The organism is Candidatus Igneacidithiobacillus taiwanensis (assembly GCF_031962545.1).
Lineage (GTDB): Bacteria > Pseudomonadota > Gammaproteobacteria > Acidithiobacillales > Acidithiobacillaceae > Igneacidithiobacillus > Igneacidithiobacillus taiwanensis.
In genome coordinates, this window is sequence record NZ_JAVRKK010000003.1 from 38,762 (window position 1) to 59,001 (window position 20,240).

Below are 20,240 nucleotides of genomic sequence, written 5' to 3' on the forward strand. Positions count from 1 at the left end.
ACGGCGGCATTTTTGGCACGCCTGGAGGACTGCTACCGCGGGCATGGCTTGACCAGCGCCGAAGCAGAGGGCTGGGCCGCCGAGTTTGCCCGTTGGGGTGTACCCCTACGGGCGCAAGCCGCGGGCTGGCACCTCGATCTTCCCGAACCCCCTTGGGCGGCCGACCAGTTGGCCGCAGCTTTGGGCCTCGCTGAGGACGAAATCGGCATCTGGCCCCTGTGCGACTCCAGCAACACCCGCCTGCTCGCGGCGCTGCAACTGCGCCTGGGCCTTGCCGAGGCACAATGGGCGGGGCACGGGCAGCGCGGGCGGCACTGGCACTCCCCCTTTGGCAAACATCTCTATTGCAGCCTGGCGGTGGAGATTTCACCAAGTCGCGCCGGCCTCTTGCCCTTGGTCGCCGGGCTTGGGGTCTACCAAGTCCTGCAAGCCCAGATTCCCGAACTCTGGTTGAAGTGGCCCAACGACCTCTGGGTCGGGCAACGCAAACTGGCCGGATTGCTCGTCGAGGGGCGCCATGGCCCTGCTGGTCAGCGCTGGGTGCTGGGTCTCGGCATCAATCTGCATGCCGATCCTGCCTTGCCCGCAAGCGCCATCAGCCTGGCGGAGCTTGGCATCGCGTTGCCGCGACAGGCGCTGCTGCTTGCCATCCTACGGCAGTGGCAGGCGGACTTCCCCCTCCTCGAGGAGGCTGGTTTGGCCGCCTTTGATGACCGATGGCAGGCAGCCAATCGTCTGCACGGACGATGGGTGGAAGTGGAGGAAGACGGCTGCCGCTCCGCCTGGCAGGTCGTCGCCCTCGAAGAAAATGGCGCCCTGCGCGTTGGCAACGGCCGCCAACAGCTTACCCTCGATGCCGGTAGCGTCCGCCTGCGGCCACGGCCATGATCCTCATCAGCGTCGGTAACACCCACACCCTCTTCGCCCATACCCGCGACGGCATCAATTTCTGCACCGCGCGCCTTTCCACGGCCCTGGCGCCGGCAGCACTGCGCCAAACCTTGGGCGAGCCCTGGACTCGTTGGTGGCAGCAAGAAGAGATCTATGTCGCTGGTGTCGTACCGGCAGCGGTCCGCGCCTGGCAAGAGGAACTACGCGACTGCCGCCTGCCCGACTGGGACCCGGAGTATTTTCATCTTCTCCTGCCCAATACCTATACCCCCCCGCAGTCCCTCGGCTTCGACCGCCGCTGTTGCCTCTTGGGTGCCTGGCAAGAGGTGGGTAGCGGCGCGGCCTTGGTCATCGATGCAGGTACGGCCATCACCGTCGACACCCTGGCGGCCGGGCATTTTTGCGGTGGCTGGATTTTGCCTGGCCTGCAGAGCCAGCTCGATTGCCTGCACCGGCAGACGGCCCAGTTACCGCGGCTCCTTCCCGCCACCGACATCCCCCGCCTTGGCACCGATACCGCGGGCTGCATGCAAGCGGGAATCTGGCATGGGGTGGTAGCCACCCTGCGGGCGGCCATCGACAATTTTCGGGCGGAACACCCCCATGGCGCGGTCATGTTGACCGGTGGCGATGCCCAGCGCCTGCATCCGCAGCTGCCCACCAGTCGGCAGGATCCTCTCCTCCTCCTGCGCGGTTTTGCCTTCCTCGTGCAAAAGAGTGTAAATACATCAAAAACATAGAATAACTTATTGTTTTTGTTGTTATTTTATAACACGTTGATTTCCATTCATAATTTTGCGATAGTCTCCGTCCCAAAAACGGATATCTTGGGAGAAGGTGCCCGGAGGCACCCCAGCCACGCAGAAGGCCCCACGGTAATAGGAGAAGGTTGTTTGCTGGAAAAAATCGGTTTGGGCGTGTCTATCGCTCTTTTGGCAGGTATTCTGCCCAACGCGGTATCGATGTCGCAGCCAGGATTGCCTGTTGGGCTTCTCCATCAGGCCATGCAACAGCAGAGCACCGAGCTTGCGGCGGCGCAAAAGCAACTGCAAGCGCAGAACACTCCCCAGCTTGCTGTCAATGGCACCCTCATGCTAGGGCACCGCTTGATCTATTTGCACCGCGTCTCGGCTTACAACGCCGTGGCCTGGCAAACGAGCAGCAACCCCAGCATGTCGGCTTGCGGGCCAACCCGGCCCAATCAAATTGCCCTATCGCAAGATCTCTTCTTTCGCCCCAATGGCGGCAACCGCTGTGGCGAGAAGGTCGACATCCTCCTCAGTTCCGGGCAGGTAGTGCAGGGCGTGGTTTGGGATACCATGAACCCGCGCTACAAGATGTCTGCCGACATCCTCATGAGCACGGTGCAGCAAGCAGTAGACTTTGGCGTGCAGCGCGCTGAGCTACGCTTCCTGCCGCGCACTGGAGCACCGAAGGTCGTCGACTCGTAAGGGCGAGAGCGGCTGCCTTCACAGCCCTCCGGCCATCAGATCTTCGATTTCCTCGATCTCCTTGGGCACACCGGCGGAGAGGATCTCCGCCCCTTGCTCGCTAAGCAGGAGATCGTCTTCGATGCGAATGCCAATACCCTGATACGCGGCAGGCACGCCCTCGAGCCCCGGCGCAAAGTACAAGCCCGGCTCCACCGTTAGCGCCATACCGGCCGCCAAGGGGCGCCAGCTCTGCTCGCTGCCCTGACGATAGGCACCCACGTCGTGTACGTCCATCCCGAGCCAGTGGCCCGTGCGGTGCATGTAGAAGGGGCGGTAGAGCTGCTTTTCGAGAATTTCCTCCCGCCCTTGGCGAAGAATACCCAAATCGCGCAGGCCATCCACCAAAACCGCCACCGCCGCATCGTGGTAATCGCTCACCGGTCGCCCTACCTGCACCGCCGCAATCGCCGCCTTCTGACTCGCCAACACCAGGGCGTAGATGTCTCGCTGCGGCCCGGAAAAACGACCATTCACCGGCCAGGTGCGGGTGATGTCGCCAGCGTAGCCGCCTATTTCCGCGCCGGCATCGACCAGGACCAGATCGCCGTCGCGCAGCTCATCGCGATTTTCTACGTAATGGAGGATGCAGCCGTTGGCCCCACCGCCCACGATGCTGGAATACGCAAGGCGTGCCGCCCCTTGGCGCTGAAAGACATATTCGATCTCGGCCTGGAGCTGATATTCCCACATCCCCGGGCGGGTCTGGCGCATGCCATGACGATGCCCGGCCGCACTCACCCCCGCCGCAGCGCGCATCAGATCGGCCTCCACGGCATCCTTGTGCAGCCGCATCTCCTGCAAAAAGTGCCCGGAATCGACCAGCTCCATAGGATAGCCGATGCCTTGGCGGCTGCGGCTGCGCGCCTGGTTGCGCCAAGTCTGCACACGGGCATCGAAACTCGCATCCACCCCCATGGGGTAGAGGAGGACGGAGCGATTTTCGAGCAATTTGGGCAACAACTCGTCGACCTTGTCGATGGAATAGCACTGATCGACCTGGCAGAGCTCGCGAGCACCTTCAATGCCGGCCCGCCGCCCGTCCCAGGTTTCTCGCTCGGGATCACGAGGGCGGCAAAAGAGGATCTGCTCGCCTTCCCCATGCCCCGGCGCCAGCACCAAGAGGGCCTCGGGCTCGGCAAAGGCGGTCAGGTAGAAAAAGTCGGAGTCGGGTCGAAAGGGGTAGGCTACATCGCGGTTACGGATCTGTTCCCGCGCCGTCGGCAGCACCAGGATGCCCCCCTGCCCTATCTGCGCCAGCAAACGGCGGCGTCGGGCCAGGGTATCCGGGCGCGGTAGAGAGAGATCGGACATGCTTTTCTGCCTGTTTCTCGGAAAGTCTTTACTATAGCACAGCAGGCCGCGCCAGGCTCCTTGTGCTAAGCTCAAGGCTCAGGCAAGGCAGCGAGGATGGGCGAGTGCAATATCTAGGACACCTGCAGCGCTCCGATCCCCTTTACGACTATCTGTACCAGCAAATCTTTATGGCGCGATTGGGCATCACTCCCAGCAAGGGTTTTCGCGTCTTTGCCCTGGCCGGCTCCAATGCCGTCTATCTCTATGAGGATCGTCGCCATGGTCGGCGCGTGCTCGGCAAGTTTTTTGATCGCCATTCCGAAGCCGACAATGCCGCTGCTGCCTTGCACGAATTTCAGGTACTTTCCCTCCTCCACGGTAACGGCCTTGGGCAGGGACAACATCGGGTGGTGCAGCCCCTCGGCGTGAATCCCGACTTTGCCGACGTGCTCTTCGAATGCTTTGTGCTGGGGGAGCCGCTGCATCGCATCTGGGCGCGCTGCCAACCGGGTACCGCCGACCAAGACATGTACCATAGTCTCTCGGATCTCGCCTATTTTCTTGCCCGCTTGCACAATCACAACGTGCGCGGCGATCCGGCGCAGGTGAGTGCGGTGTTTCCCTACTTCGACAAGATCGTTGCTCGCCTTTGGCGGCGCGGGCGGGCCCGGCAAGGCGACATCGACCAACTCTATGCCTGGCGTGGCCATTGGGATGCCGACCCGGCCATGCATGCCGACCATTGCGTGCGCCTGCATGGCGACGCCACCCCCGCCAACTTTCTGGTGAGCGGCCATCATCAACTCACCGCCATCGATTTTGAGCGCTCTCACTTTGGCGACCGCGCCTACGACCTCGGTATGCTGGCCGGGGAGCTACAGCACTGGGCCCTGCATCGTTTTGGCCGCTGGGAAATGGCAGAGCCCTATATCGGTCACTTTTTGTGGGAGTACTGTCGGCATTTTCCCGACCAGCCGGCGGCCTTTCGCGCCATCACCCATCGCCTGCCCTTCTACATGGCCCTCACCCTGCTGCGCATCGCCCGCAACAGCTACCTGGGGGACCACTATGCCCGCGGTCTGGTGCACCGCGCCCTCGCCTGCCTACGGAGGTAACCATGAGCATCCGCGCCGTTCTTTTTGACCTGTATGGCACCCTGATCCACATCGAGACCGACGAATCCCAGGGCGAGATCTATTGGGCCTTGTCGCGATATCTGAGCTACCACCGCATCCACATCGGCGCCGACGCCCTGCGCGAGCGGTACTTCGATCTTGCCAAGCAGCAAAAGAAACACTCGCCCGAAACCTATCCGGAAATGGATGCCCGCGGGGTATGGCGGGAAATCTTGCGCAGCGGCGCCAAGCATTTTCGCCCGGAGGCCGTTGCCAGCGAGGGTGAGGAACGCATGCACGCGGTAGAAAAACGCCGCGAGCGTTTGGCCAAGGAACTGGTGCGCCTGCACCGTGCTCTGTCGCGGCGGATGATCGAGCGCTACCCCGGTGCCAAGGAACTGCTGCAAAGCATTAGCGGCGAGTTCCAGCTGGCCATCGTCTCCGACGCCCAGCGCGACTTTGCCAAGCCGGAAATGCGCATGACCAAGATCCGCAAGTACTTTGCCGTCAAAACCATTTCCAGCGACTACGGTTACCGCAAACCCGACCCGCGCCTCTTCACCCAAACCTGCGCGCAGCTCGGGGTGCAGCCACAAGAGAGCATCTATGTGGGCAACGACATGTACCGCGATGTATACGGCGCCCAGCAGGCGGGCCTCAAGACCATCCTCGTGTGGAGCGATCAGGGGCGCAAAGACTACCGCGACCAGCGCGCCGACTATGACGCCCGCGACCTCTACCAAGCCCTGGAGGGTATCCGCTTTCTTGCTGAGCGCTGCTAGAGGCGGCCATTGCCCATTGACGGAAAGGCGGGTAAGTTAGCCTTCCATGAAACGTCAGATCCTCGTCACCAGCGCCCTCCCCTATGCCAACGGTCCTTTGCACCTCGGGCACATGGTGGAGTACACCCAAACCGACATCTGGGCCCGCTATCAGCGCCTGCGCGGCCACGAATGCCGCTATTTTTGCGCCGACGACGCCCACGGCACCCCCATCATGCTGCGCGCCCAGGCCGAAGGGATCAGCCCGGAGGAATTGATTAGCCGCATGCACGACGAGCATCTGCGCGATTTTACCGATTTCGGCATTGCCTTCGATCTCTACCACAGCACCCACTCGCCGGAAAACTTTGCCATTTCCCAAGAGCTTTACCGTGCTCTGCGTGCCGCCGAGCACATTAGCGTGCGCGAAATCGAACAGGCCTACGACCCGGTGGCGGAGATGTTTCTGCCCGACCGCTTCATTCGCGGTACCTGCCCGCGCTGCAAGGCGCCGGACCAGTACGGCGACAACTGCGAGGTTTGCGGCGCCACCTACAGCCCCACGGATCTTCTCGAGCCGCGCTCGGCCGTCTCCGGGGCCACACCGGTACGCCGCAACTCCGAGCACTACTTTTTTCAGCTTGGGGATTTTGCCGAATTCCTGCAGACCTGGATCCATAGCGGCACCCTGCAGGAGGAAATGGCCAACAAGCTCGACGAGTGGTTCCGCATTGGCCTGAGCGACTGGGACATCAGCCGCGACGCGCCCTACTTTGGCATTCCCATTCCCGACGCCCCGGGCAAGTTCTTTTACGTCTGGCTCGATGCCCTACCCGGCTACATGGCCGCCACCCGGCACTGGTGCCAGCAGCATGGGCGGGATTTTGCCGAATTCTGGGGTGCCGCGGCCAAGACGGAGCTCTATCACTTCATCGGCAAAGACATCATCTATTTTCATGCCCTCTTTTGGCCTGCCATGCTCCAAGGCTCCGGCCACAGGCTGCCCACCGGCGTTTTTGCCCACGGGCACCTTACCGTCAACGGCGCCAAGATGAGCAAATCCCGGGGCACCTCCATTACCGTGCGGCAGTATCTCGATCGCCTCGACCCGGAATTCTTGCGCTACTACTTTGCCTGCAAGCTGAACAGCCATGTCGAAGATCTCGACCTCAATCTCGAGGACTTCGTCCTCAAGGGCAACGGCGACTTGGTGGGCAAGGTAGTCAACCTGGCGGCGCGGGCTTCGGGTTTCATCGAAAAGCATTTTGCCGGCCGTCTCGCCGCGAGCCTGGGAGAAGATCAGGAATTTTACACGCAGCTCTGCAGCAAGCAGGAAGAAATTGCCGCCAGCTACGAGGCCCGGGAGTATGCCCGTGCCATGCGCGAGATCCTCGCCTTGGCCGACCAACTCAATGCCTACGTCGATCGCCATGCCCCCTGGCTCTTGGCCAAGGATCCGCAAGAGCGCGAGCACCTACACCGGGTCTGCACCCTGGTCCTCAATGGCTTTCGGCTGCTGATCACCCTACTGAGCCCGGTGCTGCCGCGCCTGAGCCAGCGCGCCTGCGATTTTCTGCGTAGTGAACTCGCCTGGGATGCCGTTGCCCACCCCCTCCTCGGCCACGAAATCGCTCCCTATACCCATCTGTTGCAACGTATGGACAAAACCCAAGTGGACGCCCTCATCCAAGCCCCCAGCGAAGCCGTAGCCGCGACTTCGGTTACGCAACCCGCTGTGGAACAAGCCAGCCACATCGGCATCGATGATTTTACCAAGGTCGAGCTGCGGATTGCCCGCATCGTCGCTGCCGAGGCGGTGGAGGGGGCCGACAAGCTCCTGCACCTCACCCTCGACATTGGCGAGGACAAAACCCGTTCGGTCTTTGCCGGCATCAAGAGTGCCTACGCGCCGGAATCCTTGGTGGGACGACTCACGGTCATGGTCGCCAATCTCGCCCCACGCAAGATGCGCTTTGGCCTTTCGGAGGGCATGGTCCTCGCCGCCAGCGGTCCCGAGGGCGGCCCCTTTCTGCTATCGCCCGATAGCGGCGCCGCCCCCGGCATGCGCGTCAAGTAAACGCGCCGGCGGCAAGGGGCTCAGGCGCTGCCCTCGTGCTGTGCCCCCGCCAGCAAACGACGTTCCTCGTAGGTTTCCCGAGCCAAGCGCACATCCTCCAAAAACCAAGGCAATTCGCGCAGGAGCAGCGCTTGCGGGCCATCGACCAAAGCGGTGGCGGGATCGGGATGGAAGTCCACCAAGACCATATTGGCCCCAGCAATCACCCCTTGGGCAGTCACCTGAAAAATCTCCGGAATGCCATCCGGCCCGCTATCGCGGCTGCCCACGGAGTGGGAAGGATCGATACAAACCGGCATACGCGTCAGTCGTTTGACCACCGGCACCTGGGCAAAATCGACAAAGTTACGATGCGGATCGCCCAAATTGGTCTTCATGCCACGCAGGCCAAAGACGACATGGCTATTGCCCTCCGAAGCGAGATATTCGGCGGCATTCAGCGACTCTTCGAGGGTGATGCCAAAACCGCGCTTGAGCAGCACCGGAAATTCCTGCTGGCGCCCCACCGCCTTGAGCAGCTCAAAATTCTGGGTGTTGCGCGTGCCGATCTGCAGCATCACCCCGGTAGGGTTACCGGTTGCCGCCAGCGCCTCGTGGATTTCTTCCATGTGCTGCTCGTGGAGGATCTCCATGGCAATCACCTTGATGCCGTATTTGCCGGCCAACTCAAAGACATAGGGCAAGCAGGCCTTACCATGCCCCTGAAAGGCATAGGGGCTGGTGCGCGGTTTGTAGGCGCCCATACGCGTGCACACCTGTCCGTTTTCTTGCAGGGCGCGCATCATTTGCTCGACATGCTCGCGGGTGTCGACGGCGCAGAGGCCGGCGAACACGTGCAGGGTGTCTTGGCTGAATTCGACGCCGTTGTACACAAAACCACTCGCCCGCGCGTCATTCTGGTGACGCCCAAGCACGCGATACTCCCGCGACACGCGGATCGCCCGCGCCACCCCCGGCAAAGACTCCATTTGCTCCAGGCTCAAGGCCTTGGTATTGCCGATGAGATAGATCTCGCGCAATACCTGCTCCGCCCCCTGTACCCGATGCACCCGGTATTCGATATTGGCCAAGCCATCGAGATAGCGCAGCAGGGCCTGATACTCCGGCGCACCCTCCTGCAAGTCTGCATCCAAAATCAAGATCATGGTTTTTTCCTTTCCTCGCCACGCGTAATCGGTTCCGGCGCCAGCATCCGCTCCGGTCGGAGAATTTCGTCGAGCTCTGCCGCGGTTATGCCACCACTCGCCAGGGCCGCCTCGCGCAGGGTACTGCCCTCGCGATGTGCCCGCTGGGCAATGGCTGCGGCCTGCTCATAGCCCAATCGCGGCACCAGGGCGGTCACCAGCATCAAGGAGCTCTCCAGGTGCCGGCGCAGCTCTTTTGGCCGTGCCTGCAAGTCGCGCACGCAGTGCTCGCCGAAGGAGTCCATGGCATCGGCGAGCAAGCGGATGCTTTGCAGCACATTGTAGCCTATGACGGGTTTATAGACGTTCAGTTCAAAGTTCCCCTGGGAGGCGGCAAAGGCCACTGCCGCATCGTTACCAAAAACCTGGGCGCAGACCATGCTCAAGGCTTCGGCCTGGGTGGGGTTGACCTTGCCTGGCATGATCGAGGAGCCGGGCTCGTTTTCCGGCAGGCTGAGCTCGCCCAGACCCGCCCGCGGCCCCGAACCCATCCAGCGGATGTCGTTGCCAATCTTAAGTAACGACATGGCCAGACTTCGCAGCTGTCCGCTCAACTGGCAGAGGGCCTCCTGCCCGGCTAGGGCAGCAAAGAGATTTTCGGCGGGGTGCAGCGGCAGCCCCACCCAGTCCTGTAGCAAGGCACAGACCCGGGTGGCAAATTCGGGATGGGTATTGAGCCCGGTACCCACCGCCGTGCCCCCGAGGGCCAGGGCGTAGAGCCCCGGCAGGGTGGCGCGGATGCCCGCTTCGCCCTGGCGCAATTGGTCCACATAGCCAGAGAATTCCTGCCCCAAACGCAGGGGCACGGCGTCCATCAAATGCGTGCGCCCAATCTTGAGGACATCGGCAAAGTCTTCACTGCGCCGCTGCAACAAGTCTCGCAGTCGCGCCAAGGCCGGCAACACCTGCTGCTGCAGGGCCAGAGCCACACTCAGATGCAGGGCGCTGGGGAAAACATCGTTGGAAGATTGCCCCAGGTTGACATGGTCGTTGGGGTGTATTGGCGATTTGCTACCCCGCGCTTGGCCCAGGCCCTCGTTGGCAAGGTTGGCGATGACCTCGTTGACGTTCATGTTGCTTTGGGTGCCGCTGCCGGTCTGCCAAACCCGCAGGGGAAACTGCTCGTCGTACTCCCCGCGCGCCACCGCCAAGGCGGCGTCGGCAATGGCTGCTCCCAGCTCCGGCGCTAGCAATCCCAGGGCAACATTACTGCGCGCTGCCGCCGCCTTGATCTGTGCCAGCGCATGGATGATGGCCAGCGGCATACGCTCTTCACCAATGGCAAAAAATTGCAAAGAGCGCTGGGTCTGCGCTCCCCACAATGCAGTGTCTTCGACCCCGACACTACCGAGGCTATCCCGCTCCAGCCGCATTACTGCACCCCGGCCAGGCGTTCGGCCTCGGCCACCATGCCCTCGAGATAGTCGAGGGCACTGTCCCAAATGCGCGGGTCATCGAGGCGCACACCGGCAGCCGCCACCACCTCCACCGGCGCGCGGCTGCCGCCCAGGCGCAGCATTTCCGTGTACCCCGGCACAAAAGCGCTGCCCAACTCCCGGTAGCGCTGGATGAGTGCCAGGGTCAGCAATTCGCCAAAGGCATAGGCGTATACGTACCCCGGCGAGCCGATGAAGTGCGGTATATAGCTCCACCACCAGCGATAGCCGGGGCTGAACTCCACACTACCTGCAAACTGCTCTTCCTGGGTCTGCAGCCAGAATTCCGCCAGCCGCTCCTTGCTGAGCTCCCCCTCGCTACGCCGCGCCGCGTGCATCTTCGCCTCGAAGCGGTGCATGGCGGTCTGCCGGAAGACCGTCGCAAAGGTATCTTCGATCTTGCCGCAGAGCAGGGCTAAGCGCTTATCCGGCCGGCTTTCGCCGCGCATGAGCCGCTCAAAGGTCAGCATCTCACTGAACACCGAGGCGGTCTCGGCGGTGGTCAGGGGGGTATCGGCATTGAGAAAGCCCTGCTCCCGCGCCAAATATTGGTGAATGCCGTGGCCGAGTTCATGGGCAACGGTCATCACGTCGCGCACCGTGCCGGTGTAGTTGACCATCAAATAGGGATGCACATCGGGAGTGACCGGATGCGCAAAGGCGCCGCCCCGCTTGCCCGGCGCCAACGCGGCATCGATCCAGCCCTCGCTAAAGAAACGCTCGCCAATGGCGGCCAACTCCGGCGAGAAATCCGTAAAGGCACCCAGAACGATTTCTCGACACTCCTCCCAGGAGTAGCTGCGCGAGCTGCCGGGCAAGGGGGCGTAGCGGTCGTAGTCGCGCAGAGGGCTGATACCGAGAAGCTTGGCCTTGAGTCGGTAATAGCGCCCAACCAGAGAGTAGCGAGCCACCACGGCCTGCTCCAGGGCCTCGACCATGGCATCGTCGATTTCATTGGCGAGATTACGCTCCGCCAACCAATGCGGGTAGCGACGCAGGCGGTCGTCCAGGGCCTTGTCGGCAAGGACGGCATTGAAGCAAAACGTGAGGGTGTGTAGGCGTCCCTCGAGCCCGCGGCTCAGGGCCTCGGCAGCGTCGTGACGTAAGTCGCGGTCGGAATGCGAGAGCTTACTGAGCACCTCTTGCTCGCTGATCTCCTTGCCGCGCAGGGAAAAACGCATCTCGGTAAGGGTCTCGTCGAAGAGTCGCTCCCACAGTCCGCGGCCGGTGACGTTCTTCTCGGCGAGAATCTGCTCTTCCGACTCATTGCGAAGATGTGCGGCGTAGCGACGCCATTGGCGCAACAGATGCTCCCAAGTGCTGAGTTCCGGGCTTTGCAGCAACGCCTCGGCGCGCTCTGCGGGCAGGGCATTCCAGGCGATGTCAAAAAAAATCAGCTGATTGCCAATCTGGGTGGCCCGCTCCTGATACTGCTGTAGGGCGGCGCCGTAGAGGGGGTCGTCGGCATGAGTGACGTAAGCCAAATAGCGGTACGCCCCAACCCGTGCCAAACGGGCGCGCAGGGCCTCGAGTTCGGCCATGGCCTGCGCCAATTCGGCCGCGGAAAGATCGGCAAAGCGCGGCCGGTAGCGTTCGGCAAAAGCGGCAGCCGCTGCTGCCGCCCATTCCATGTCTGCCGCCAAGCGCGCATCTTCCTGCCCAGCGTAGAGGTCCTCCAGCCGCCAATGTACCGCCTCTGCTCCCGTCTTGGCTTCCGCCATTCCCGTTCTCCTTACGATTTTTTCCGGCCCGAGGCGCCGCGCAAACAGGGCAGCAAAGCCCCGAGGTCAGGGTCGCGACCGTCGCGCTGCGCCTGCCAGATCAACTCTCCCAAACAATCCACCACCAGATGCTCGGCCGCATCACGACCGTGCCGAGCGCAGAGCTTGGCAAACTCCTGCACAATACCCGGCGGCTGTTCGCTCGCCAAGAGCTCGAGGAGGGCGATGTGCAAGGAGAGATGGGCAAACGGATTGCTCATACCCAACTCTGGCGGATAGTCGGCGGCCAAGGCCAAGTCACGATCCGCCAGGAGAGCGTGATATTCGGGATGCCGCTGGAGCACCGAGACGATCCGCTCACCCATGGCGTCGAGGGGCTGCCCGGCGCGAAACCGTGCCCAGGTATCGACAAATACCTGACGATAGGTTTCTCTCCTGCTTCCATAAAGCATATTCATTACCCATTCACGGCAGATTCTTTCATCATACGTCCCCGTAAAACTGGGGCAAGACGCACGCAAGCTTCCATGCAGCAGGATTGCGCGGCTGGAAAATAGCACTTTCTTGTGTTAAATAAGCGTGGCTCGACCCAATTAGGCGCATATCAGCATCATTCAGCGGGAGATGAATACGTCATGGCCAACGGAAACGCAGCAGCGGAAGCAGTAGTCGCCCTTACCCCCCAGCAGTGGGCAGGGCTCGGCAAAGTGGGGGACGCCGCCGTCCAGCTCCAAAACCTCTTGCAGATGTTCCGCGATGTTCTCAACGAACTTCCCAATGCCATCGACACCGACAAGCTCCTTGCCAAGTACCAGCCACAACTCGACGCCCTGCGGGAGACTGTCGAGTCGCTCCAAGGGATGCTCACCGTCGAGGGCGGTACCGAACGCCTCAAGCAGCTCTTTAGTGAAATCAAAGATGCCCAGCTCGACAAGACCATCGGCGAGCTCCTCACCATTCTCAACAACCTGCAAAAATCCGGATTCTTCAGCTCTCTCGCGACCCTGAGCGGGGAGTTGAAGTGCCCCCTCATCGGCGACAGCCCCGAGGACATGGTCAACAAACTGCGTAGCGCTGCCCAAAACGTCCAATATTACTGGGTCAGCGCCAAACAGGGCGTGCAGGTCATCAGCGACATGGCGGGCGAGCTGGACCTTCCTGATCGGCTCGACGAGCTGCAGGAAATGGCCGACCAGTGGTTGCAACTGGCCAAGCGCGCGCAAAAGTTGCTCCAGGGCGATGCCCCCAGCCTGCAGGCGCGGCTCTCGGGGCTCCTCGACATGGCGGAGATCCTTGGCGGCCAGATGAGTGTGGCCCTCGGTACCCTCAAGGATACAGCCCCAGAACTGCTCAACAGCGCTGACCTGAGTGGCACCATCGGTACCGTTGGCGTAGCCGGCAAGCGCTGGCTGCACGTAGCCATGCGGGTCAAGAAGCTGGCCGCTGGCGAAAATGGCGACATCGTCAGCCGCGTCGAGGGCCTGCTCGATCAGGTCGAGAAGGTAGCAGGCTATGCCAGTAATGCCGGATTCTACTTGCAGGCCGGCAAGGACGGCCTAGCAGCGGTGCAGGGCATCATCACCGAACTCGATCTGCCGGAAAAACTCGACGCCCTCGCCGAAGAAGCAGAAAAGTGGGGCAAAATTGCTCAACGCGCCAAGCGCATTGCCCTCGGCGACGCCAAGGCTGGCGACATGGCCGATCAAATCAACGGTCTCCTCGACCATGCCGAAACCATTGCCGAGACTATGCGCAACTTGGCTTGCAACCTCGAGCGGCAAGGCATACATCTCGGCGATATCCTCTCCCCCCGCGGCGATCTGAGCATTGCCGTGTGTACGGCAACGGATTTCCTGGGCGAGATGTGGCGCGATGGGACCATCAAGGCGATTGGCGCCAACATCAGTCAGGGCGCCCTGGCGTGGATGGAGATTGCGCAGCTGGGTACCGCCATGCTCAAGGGGGACGCGCCCAACCTCACCACGCGTGTCAAAGGGCTCGTCAAGGACCTACACGAAGCCAACCTAATGGCCATGCTGCCAGAAGCCCTTGCCTTGGTCGGCAAGCTGCAGAAGGCTGGTCTGCTGCACAAGGTCAATCTGGTTTTCGACAAAGTCCTGCCCCTCATTCCTTCGGATGCCGTCTTTGCCGGTGGCGTCGACAAGGCCGTCAAGGCCCTAGCGCAGACCCAGGTCGAGATGAAAGACGAGGCCAACAAAGGCGGTGGCATCTTTGGCCTGATCAAGATCTTCTTTGCCAAAGACACCCAGTTCGTATTGAAGTTTGCCGTTCGCTTCGCCAGCATCTTCCTGAAGGCCTGGAAGCAGGCCTAAGCGGATCTAAGCGGATCAGCTGCTGCACCCTGCTGGGTTCGGCAGCACCCAACAGAAAAGGGCCGGGAACTCACGTTCCCGGCCCTTAAGCTTAGCTCGCTGGATTACTCGGCAGCGGCAGGAGCCTCGGCCGCAGGCGCTTCCGCCTTCTTGGGCTCGGCCTTCTTCACCACATGATGCTTCTTGCTGTGATGATGATAGTGCTTGGTGTGGTGCTCAGCCTTCTCCATCGGCGCCTTTTCGGCAACAGCCGGCTTCTCGGCGGCGGCAGCGGCAGGGGCCTCTTCAGCAGCGAAACTGGCGCTGGCGGTCAGGAAAGACAGGGCAGCCGTGAGAGCAACAATCTTCTTCATAAACACTCCTTCCAAAAGTTGAGATCCGCTTACGCGGGCTGATACAAAGTCAGCACCTTCTGGAAAGCAGTTTTTGTGCCAAATAATTTATATTAATTAAAACAAATAGTTATGAAATTTTTCGCGCAACAGGAAAGCCCGGACTGTCGGGCGAAAGCGAATGCGATGGACACTACAATCCATCGCCGCCAGCCCCAAAACGGTAAACCATCCCCAGAGCCTTTACCCTGCCAAGGAAAAGGCCTAAAGCATCAAGCGACTAGGCTCTCAGCCCAAATACCGTGGCAGGCCCGATACCAAGAGTAGCACCGTCGCCAAAGAGCGACAGAGCTATCAGGGCTGCGGAACGTAGCCTTCGGGAGTCTCGGCGCCACCACCAAAGAAGAAGGCTTCCATCTGTTTTTCTAGAAAGGAACGCGACTTGGGATCGATGGGCGAGAGTCGGTACTCGTTGATCAGCATCGTCTGGTGTTTGAGCCAATCCTGCCAAGCCTCCTTGGAGACTTCTTGGTAAATGCGCGCCCCCAAGGGACCCGGATAGGGGGGACGATCCAATCCTTCCGCTTCCTTGCCCAATTTGACGCAGTGCACCATTCTCGTCACGTCGCAGCCTCCCAGTAATACCAGATCCGCAGCGACCACCGCTGCAGCAATGCCTGTGGAGGGTAGCGACAGGCTCGGAGGATGTCCAGAACCATGGCAAACCGGTGCGAGCTACGGTATCGCTAGCTCAGCATCGCGAATCGATGCCGCCCCGCTCATGGCAATGCCCTGCCCTCGCCTTTGCCCGACGCGGTGGTAGAAGCGCTGGGGCGATCGCTAATCCCTTTTCTGGGAGTGATGGACGCTGATCAGTGCCCCAGCAGCAAGCGGCGGAGAGGGCTGGGCAGAGCCAGGGTGGCGAGCTGATCGGTGGAGAATAGCGAGGTTTTGCTACGGGTTTCAGCGATGCCAAAGGCCTGCAGGCGGGCCTCGATGACCCGATAGTCGAGCTGAAAATGCGTAAAGACATGCTGCCGCCAGGGTTGCGCAGCAGCGATTTCGAGATGGACGGCATACTCTCCCTCGGCCCATTGCTGCAGCGCGGTAAAATCCTCGGCGGCAGGATCAGCGGGGACAAACCAGGGCAAGGCCCAGAGGCCGCCCCAGATGCCGCGCTGCGGCCGCTGCTCGAGGAGAACGCGGTCATCGTCGCTGCGCGCAAACAAAAACCAAGCCGGGCGCCGCGGCTTGACGGGAGGAGACGCGACAGCAGGTGCAGTCTCCGGCCCGGCGCAGGGCCCTTGCAATGGGCAGTTTGCACAACGAGGACGGCGGGAAAGGCAGAACAAGGCCCCCAGATCCTGGATTGCCTGATTATAATCATGAGCTTGCGCGGGGGTTTCCTGCTCCGCAAGCTGCCAGAGCCGGCGCTCGTTGGCCGCATCTCGCGGCGCGCCGCGCAGCCCATGGTAGCGAAACAGCACCCGCCGGGCATTGGCATCGAGGATGGCCTGACGCTGCCCGTAGGCGCTGGCGAGCACCGCAGCGGCGGTACTACGCCCCACCCCAGGCAAGGTCATTGCCGCCTCCAGGGCATGGGGAAATTCACCACCAAAGACCTGCACCACCCTTTGCGCCGCGGCATGGGCATTGCGGGCGCGGGCATAGTAGCCGAGGCCGCTCCACAGGGCCAAAACCGTATCGAGATCGCCCGCAGCCAGACTCTGCCAAGTGGGAAAGCGGGCAAGAAACCGCTGGTAGTAGGGTTGTACCGTCTCTACCCGGGTCTGCTGCAGCATGATCTCGGCAAGGTACAGGCGATAGGTGTCGCGATTCTGCCGCCAAGGCAAATGATGCCGTCCCGCCTCGGCATACCAAGGTAGCAGCAACTCGGCCAAGGGCGGGCGCTTCATGACTGCGCCTGCTGCAAGGCAATGCGCACTTGTTTGGCCTGCCACTTACCCCAAGAAAGCACCCCGATCTCGAGGCTGCCGCGCAAGGGCGGCCATTGCGCGGGAAGGCTTGGCAGGGCAAAGGGCTTGGGGCGGCGGGAAGGGCTGGACGATAACCAAGGATCAAGCCGCAGCCTCGGGATCGTTGCCGACACTTCCCAAGGGGCAGTGGGTGTCGGCCGCTCGAGCCGTGCCAGAAAGTGGGTTGTGCCAAGTATTCCCTGCAGCTTATCGATGCTGATGGCAGCATTGCCGGTCCAGCGCAACTCTCCCTGCACGGCCGCCGGTTCCAGAGCCGCCCGTTGTTGCGCCGACAAGGACTGAACACCCGCTAGAGCTAGCCAGGCCGGCAGATTCTCGCTCGTCAGCTGCCACCTGGCTTGTAGACGCAAAGGTTTGTGCCAGTGCAGTGTAAAACTGCCCTCCCCTTGCAACTGCGGCTGCGCCCGCAGCTGCCAGTGCTGTATCTGCAGGGTCTCCCGCCCGGGAACGTAGCGCAGCCCCTGCCATTGCCAGGTGCCTGTGTACCCTCCCCAACGCAGGTCTAGCTTGCCCTGCTGGCTGCGTATGGCGGCGCCCGTGGTTTGCAGCTGCGCCGCCATCTGCAGAGCTTCCTTGGCGCCCACGGCATGTACACGTAGCACGCCCGCCTTGCCTCCCATTGGCATCTGGTAGAGACCATGGAGCCGAAGGCTTTGGCTGCCATAGCGCAGTTGGCCATCGACGCTCCCCCCCTGCTTGGCTTGGTAGCGCAGCTGCAAGTCGCGCAACTGCAGTTCTTTGCCACCGACAGGCCAGGTGACTTCGCCATTGTGGATATCGATACGCGCCGGAAGGGTGGGCGATCCCCCAGAAGAGCCGCCGCGACGGGGCCAAGGGCCGCGCAAGCGTGGCGCATCAAGACGCAATTGCAGATCGTACCAGCGCCCTCGGCGGATTGCTCGCCACGACCAGAAAGCCTGCAGACGTTGCACTTGCAGCAGTTGTTTGCCGACCCGCAGCCCCGGTAACTCCAGCGTCAAACCGGAAGCATCGGTAGTCACGAGCGGGTTTTGGGCGAGGGCGACCGGCTCTTGCAGGGCGTTGCTGAGTACCTGCGCCAAAAGATATCGCGGTACACCAACCACGACGCCCACATACGTCGCCAAGACCAGGACAAAAAAGGCGAGTCCTAGCCAGGCAAAGCGCTCAGTGCGCGCCATCATCCGCTGGCGAGGCGATGGCCGCATCTCCGGTCAGGGCAGCCAGAGCCAGAACCTTGGCTTCCTCCAAATCGCAGTGACGAATGGCCGCCTTCACCTCGGGAATGGCACCCGGATACATGCTGAACTGGCGCAGACCAAGACCCAGCAGAAGCGGGGTCCACTGCGGATTGGCGGCCATTTCGCCACACATGGCAACGGGGATGCCCGCCGCCGCACCAGCAGCAATGGTATGTTGGATCATCGACAACACCCCTACATGTAGGGGATCGAACAGGCCGTTGACGTCGTCATCGCCGCGATCCACCGCCAGGGCGTATTGGGTGAGATCGTTGGTGCCGATAGAGAAAAAATCCGAGACTTCGGCAAAACAATGCGCTGCCATGGCAACGGCAGGGATCTCTACCATGATGCCGATGGGCAAGTGCTCGGCCACCGCGTGCCCCTCGGCACGCAACTCGCGCTGCAGTTGCCCCACCAGCTGGCGCACCTGCTGCACCTCGTGGATGGTGCTGACCATGGGCAGCATCAGTCGTAAGGGCGCCAGGGCCGAGGCACGAAGGATGGCGCGCAAGTGGCGACGAAACCAGTCGGGGCGCCGCAAACATAGACGCAAACCGCGCAGTCCCAGGGCCGGATTGAGGCCCTGGGCATGGATTTGCAGATCGCTATCGGCAAGCAGCTTATCGGCTCCGACATCGACGGAACGAATGGTGATCTCGGTGCCCGGCAGTTCTCGCAACACGCGGGCAAAGGCCTGGTATTGCTCTTCTTCGCTGGGACTGTCGGCGCGATTCATGAAGAGAAACTCGCTGCGGAAGAGGCCGATGCCTTCGGCATTGCTGCGCTTTACGCCCTCCACATCCTCGGGCAATTCGATGTTGGCAAAGAGGCGAATGGCCGTGCCATCGAGGGTAATCGCCGGCAGGTCTCGCTCCTCTTCGAGCAGACGTCGTCGGCGTTGTCGCCGTTCCTGGATTTCGCGGTAGTCGGCCAGCAACTCCGGACTCGGGTTGACGAGCACCGTGCCATTCTCGCCGTCCACCACCAATTGATCGCCACTGCGCAGCAAGCGGGTTGCCTGGTGGGTGCCAACCACCGCCGGCAGGCCGAGGCTACGCGCCAGAATCGCCGAGTGCGAGGTAGCAGCACCAAAATCCGTCACCCAACCAAGGACGGAGCCATTTTTGAGGAGAACTGTGTCGGCAGGGCTCAGTTCCGCGGCGACGATGATCCGGTCTGCCGCCGCCAGCTGCGCCACCTGGGCACCGACCAGATGTCGCAATACGCGGTCCGTAACTTGCAGCACATCCTCGCTGCGGCTGCGCAGATAGGCGTCCTCCATCCGCGCAAAGACTTCGAGAAGACGCTCGCGTTCATGATGCAGGGCCCAGGCGGCATTGCGGCGCTGTTCGCGAATGAGACGAATGGGCCGATCGCGCAGGGCAGGGTCGTCGAGCATGAGCAGGTGGGCGTCGATGAAGAGCCGGGTGTCTTGGGGGGCATCGCGGGGAATCGCCTCACGCACCCGCAGCAACTCATCCCGCGCCAAGGCAAGGGCGCCGCGCAGGCGCTGTTCCTCGGCATCCACATCGGCCGCGGCAATGCTGTAGTCGGGAATTTCGATGGCAGCCGGCTCGAGCACCACGGCGGTGCCAATGGCAATGCCCGCCGCCGCGCCGATACCTGCCAGTTCGAAGGTCACTCGCCCTCTCCAAAATAGTTGGCGGCCAAGGCGCAGAGGGCGGCGCTGCACTCGGCTTCCTGCTCGCCCTCGGTTTCCAGGGTGAGCACGGTGCCCTGGCTCGCTGCCAACGTCATCAAGCCCATGATGCTCTTGCCATTGACCCGATGCCCATCCCGCTCCAGCCATACCTGACAAGGGTAGCGCGCGGAGATGCTGACGAATTTTGCCGAGGCGCGGGCATGCAGACCGAGGCGATTGATGATGGGAAATTCGACGCGCATTACCGGATTCCTTTACAAAAAGTTCTGTTTGGCAGCATAGCGCCAGGACGGCAAGGGGCCAAGTCGCCGGGGCGACGCGCTTGTGGAATAATTGCTTCGGGACTGACCGGAGGAAGCATGGATCACGCATACCTGGGAGCTTGGATGATGATTGCCATCATCTTCATGATCGTGGTTGGGACCGCGATATACTTCATCCCCAGCGTCATTGCCTACTCCCGCTCGGCGCACAATTTTCTGGCCATCTTTCTGCTCAATCTCTTTCTTGGTTGGAGCCTGGTCGGCTGGCTCGGCTCTCTCATTTGGGCTTTGGTGGACGACAAAAAAGAACCAGCGCCCGCACCTTTCTTCCCCGCGCCGGCGCCTCCGGCATTGACCAGCGCGCCAGCACCCATCGCCTACTGCCCGCAATGTGGCCAGAGCGTTGGCCCTGCCGACCAGTTCTGCAGCCACTGCGGCCACCCGCTACAGCAATGAGG

General features: G+C 61.9%; 19 protein-coding genes. 8 read left to right on the top strand and 11 right to left on the bottom strand.

What is annotated here, in order from left to right; translation table 11 throughout:
* The first annotated feature begins 12 nt into the window (after nucleotides 1–12).
* The 3 genes from RTI30_RS01040 to RTI30_RS01050 all read left to right on the top strand — a co-directional run bounded on the left by RTI30_RS01040 (nucleotide 13) and on the right by RTI30_RS01050 (nucleotide 2,342).
* The gene (locus RTI30_RS01040) at nucleotides 13–888 is read left to right on the top strand and encodes a biotin--[acetyl-CoA-carboxylase] ligase (RefSeq protein ID WP_312260753.1); all 876 of its coding nucleotides are present in this window, start codon (nucleotides 13–15) and stop codon (nucleotides 886–888) included.
* Nucleotides 885–1,631 (top strand): type III pantothenate kinase, encoded by a 747-nt coding sequence (locus RTI30_RS01045; RefSeq protein WP_312260751.1) that lies wholly within the window; start codon nucleotides 885–887, stop codon nucleotides 1,629–1,631. Before RTI30_RS01040 ends, RTI30_RS01045 begins: the two co-directional genes overlap by 4 nt.
* A gap of 153 nt (nucleotides 1,632–1,784) precedes the next feature.
* Complete coding sequence (locus RTI30_RS01050; RefSeq protein ID WP_312260750.1) at nucleotides 1,785–2,342, top strand: hypothetical protein; 558 nt, start codon at nucleotides 1,785–1,787, stop codon at nucleotides 2,340–2,342.
* 18 nt (nucleotides 2,343–2,360) lie between these two features.
* Here RTI30_RS01050 and RTI30_RS01055 read toward each other — a convergent pair whose 3' ends face one another.
* Nucleotides 2,361–3,695, bottom strand: coding sequence for an aminopeptidase P N-terminal domain-containing protein (locus RTI30_RS01055; RefSeq protein WP_312260748.1), 1,335 nt, complete (start codon nucleotides 3,693–3,695; stop codon nucleotides 2,361–2,363).
* Nucleotides 3,696–3,799: 104 nt separating this feature from the next.
* Here RTI30_RS01055 and RTI30_RS01060 point away from each other — a divergent pair, with 104 nt between their 5' ends.
* From RTI30_RS01060 to metG, 3 genes are read left to right on the top strand one after another with little or no spacing between them, the layout of a single operon-like run.
* On the top strand, nucleotides 3,800–4,792 hold the full coding sequence (locus RTI30_RS01060) for an aminoglycoside phosphotransferase family protein (protein ID WP_312260746.1): 993 nt from the start codon (nucleotides 3,800–3,802) through the stop codon (nucleotides 4,790–4,792).
* Nucleotides 4,793–4,794: 2 nt separating this feature from the next.
* The gene (locus tag RTI30_RS01065) at nucleotides 4,795–5,574 is read left to right on the top strand and encodes an HAD family hydrolase (RefSeq protein ID WP_312260744.1); all 780 of its coding nucleotides are present in this window, start codon (nucleotides 4,795–4,797) and stop codon (nucleotides 5,572–5,574) included.
* Between the two features lie 46 nt (nucleotides 5,575–5,620).
* Nucleotides 5,621–7,630 carry a methionine--tRNA ligase gene (gene metG / locus RTI30_RS01070; RefSeq protein WP_312260743.1) on the top strand — a complete coding sequence of 670 codons (2,010 nt, stop codon included), beginning with the start codon at nucleotides 5,621–5,623 and terminating at the stop codon, nucleotides 7,628–7,630.
* A gap of 20 nt (nucleotides 7,631–7,650) precedes the next feature.
* Here the strand turns inward: metG and RTI30_RS01075 are convergent, their stop codons facing one another.
* The 4 genes from RTI30_RS01075 to RTI30_RS01090 are packed head-to-tail and all read right to left on the bottom strand — an operon-like array spanning nucleotide 7,651 to nucleotide 12,429.
* Nucleotides 7,651–8,775 (bottom strand): 3-deoxy-7-phosphoheptulonate synthase, encoded by a 1,125-nt coding sequence (locus tag RTI30_RS01075; protein WP_312260742.1) that lies wholly within the window; start codon nucleotides 8,773–8,775, stop codon nucleotides 7,651–7,653.
* A complete protein-coding gene (gene fumC / locus RTI30_RS01080; protein ID WP_312260740.1) occupies nucleotides 8,772–10,187 on the bottom strand; it encodes a class II fumarate hydratase in 1,416 nt (471 codons plus the stop codon). The genes RTI30_RS01075 and fumC overlap by 4 nt, the downstream gene beginning before the upstream one ends.
* The gene (locus tag RTI30_RS01085) at nucleotides 10,187–11,971 is read right to left on the bottom strand and encodes a M3 family oligoendopeptidase (protein WP_312260739.1); all 1,785 of its coding nucleotides are present in this window, start codon (nucleotides 11,969–11,971) and stop codon (nucleotides 10,187–10,189) included. Before RTI30_RS01085 ends, fumC begins: the two co-directional genes overlap by 1 nt.
* Before the next feature lie 11 nt (nucleotides 11,972–11,982).
* Nucleotides 11,983–12,429, bottom strand: a complete 447-nt coding sequence (locus RTI30_RS01090; RefSeq protein ID WP_312260737.1) for a DUF1841 family protein — start codon at nucleotides 12,427–12,429, stop codon at nucleotides 11,983–11,985.
* 177 nt (nucleotides 12,430–12,606) lie between these two features.
* Between RTI30_RS01090 and RTI30_RS01095 the strand changes: the two genes are divergently transcribed.
* Nucleotides 12,607–14,304 (top strand): hypothetical protein, encoded by a 1,698-nt coding sequence (locus RTI30_RS01095; protein WP_312260736.1) that lies wholly within the window; start codon nucleotides 12,607–12,609, stop codon nucleotides 14,302–14,304.
* 104 nt (nucleotides 14,305–14,408) lie between these two features.
* Here RTI30_RS01095 and RTI30_RS01100 read toward each other — a convergent pair whose 3' ends face one another.
* The 6 genes from RTI30_RS01100 to RTI30_RS01125 form a co-directional block, all read right to left on the bottom strand.
* Nucleotides 14,409–14,657 (bottom strand): hypothetical protein, encoded by a 249-nt coding sequence (locus tag RTI30_RS01100; protein ID WP_312260734.1) that lies wholly within the window; start codon nucleotides 14,655–14,657, stop codon nucleotides 14,409–14,411.
* A 333-nt stretch (nucleotides 14,658–14,990) separates the two neighbouring features.
* Nucleotides 14,991–15,260, bottom strand: a complete 270-nt coding sequence (locus tag RTI30_RS01105) for an oxidative damage protection protein (RefSeq protein ID WP_312260732.1) — start codon at nucleotides 15,258–15,260, stop codon at nucleotides 14,991–14,993.
* A gap of 248 nt (nucleotides 15,261–15,508) precedes the next feature.
* The gene (gene mutY / locus RTI30_RS01110) at nucleotides 15,509–16,552 is read right to left on the bottom strand and encodes an A/G-specific adenine glycosylase (RefSeq protein WP_312260731.1); all 1,044 of its coding nucleotides are present in this window, start codon (nucleotides 16,550–16,552) and stop codon (nucleotides 15,509–15,511) included.
* Entirely contained in the window at nucleotides 16,549–17,820 is a 1,272-nt protein-coding gene (locus RTI30_RS01115) for a hypothetical protein (protein WP_312260730.1), read from the bottom strand. The genes mutY and RTI30_RS01115 overlap by 4 nt, the downstream gene beginning before the upstream one ends.
* Nucleotides 17,780–19,498 carry a phosphoenolpyruvate--protein phosphotransferase gene (gene ptsP / locus RTI30_RS01120; RefSeq protein ID WP_312260728.1) on the bottom strand — a complete coding sequence of 573 codons (1,719 nt, stop codon included), beginning with the start codon at nucleotides 19,496–19,498 and terminating at the stop codon, nucleotides 17,780–17,782. The genes RTI30_RS01115 and ptsP overlap by 41 nt, the downstream gene beginning before the upstream one ends.
* A complete protein-coding gene (locus RTI30_RS01125; protein WP_312260726.1) occupies nucleotides 19,495–19,761 on the bottom strand; it encodes an HPr family phosphocarrier protein in 267 nt (88 codons plus the stop codon). Before RTI30_RS01125 ends, ptsP begins: the two co-directional genes overlap by 4 nt.
* A gap of 117 nt (nucleotides 19,762–19,878) precedes the next feature.
* Here RTI30_RS01125 and RTI30_RS01130 point away from each other — a divergent pair, with 117 nt between their 5' ends.
* Nucleotides 19,879–20,238 carry a superinfection immunity protein gene (locus RTI30_RS01130; protein WP_312260725.1) on the top strand — a complete coding sequence of 120 codons (360 nt, stop codon included), beginning with the start codon at nucleotides 19,879–19,881 and terminating at the stop codon, nucleotides 20,236–20,238.
* Nucleotides 20,239–20,240 lie beyond the last annotated feature (2 nt).

Bases quoted from the DNA above. Each gene is read 5' to 3' on its own strand.
- RTI30_RS01045 (WP_312260751.1), top strand. From the start codon at position 885: ATGATCCTCATCAGCGTCGGTAACACCCACACCCTCTTCGCCCATACC.
- RTI30_RS01055 (WP_312260748.1), bottom strand. From the start codon at position 3,695: ATGTCCGATCTCTCTCTACCGCGCCCGGATACCCTGGCCCGACGCCGC.
- RTI30_RS01065 (WP_312260744.1), top strand. From the start codon at position 4,795: ATGAGCATCCGCGCCGTTCTTTTTGACCTGTATGGCACCCTGATCCAC.
- metG (WP_312260743.1), top strand. From the start codon at position 5,621: ATGAAACGTCAGATCCTCGTCACCAGCGCCCTCCCCTATGCCAACGGT.
- RTI30_RS01075 (WP_312260742.1), bottom strand. From the start codon at position 8,775: ATGATCTTGATTTTGGATGCAGACTTGCAGGAGGGTGCGCCGGAGTAT.
- fumC (WP_312260740.1), bottom strand. From the start codon at position 10,187: ATGCGGCTGGAGCGGGATAGCCTCGGTAGTGTCGGGGTCGAAGACACT.
- RTI30_RS01085 (WP_312260739.1), bottom strand. From the start codon at position 11,971: ATGGCGGAAGCCAAGACGGGAGCAGAGGCGGTACATTGGCGGCTGGAG.
- RTI30_RS01090 (WP_312260737.1), bottom strand. From the start codon at position 12,429: ATGAATATGCTTTATGGAAGCAGGAGAGAAACCTATCGTCAGGTATTT.
- RTI30_RS01095 (WP_312260736.1), top strand. From the start codon at position 12,607: ATGGCCAACGGAAACGCAGCAGCGGAAGCAGTAGTCGCCCTTACCCCC.
- RTI30_RS01100 (WP_312260734.1), bottom strand. From the start codon at position 14,657: ATGAAGAAGATTGTTGCTCTCACGGCTGCCCTGTCTTTCCTGACCGCC.
- mutY (WP_312260731.1), bottom strand. From the start codon at position 16,552: ATGAAGCGCCCGCCCTTGGCCGAGTTGCTGCTACCTTGGTATGCCGAG.
- RTI30_RS01115 (WP_312260730.1), bottom strand. From the start codon at position 17,820: ATGCGGCCATCGCCTCGCCAGCGGATGATGGCGCGCACTGAGCGCTTT.
- RTI30_RS01125 (WP_312260726.1), bottom strand. From the start codon at position 19,761: ATGCGCGTCGAATTTCCCATCATCAATCGCCTCGGTCTGCATGCCCGC.
- RTI30_RS01130 (WP_312260725.1), top strand. From the start codon at position 19,879: ATGGATCACGCATACCTGGGAGCTTGGATGATGATTGCCATCATCTTC.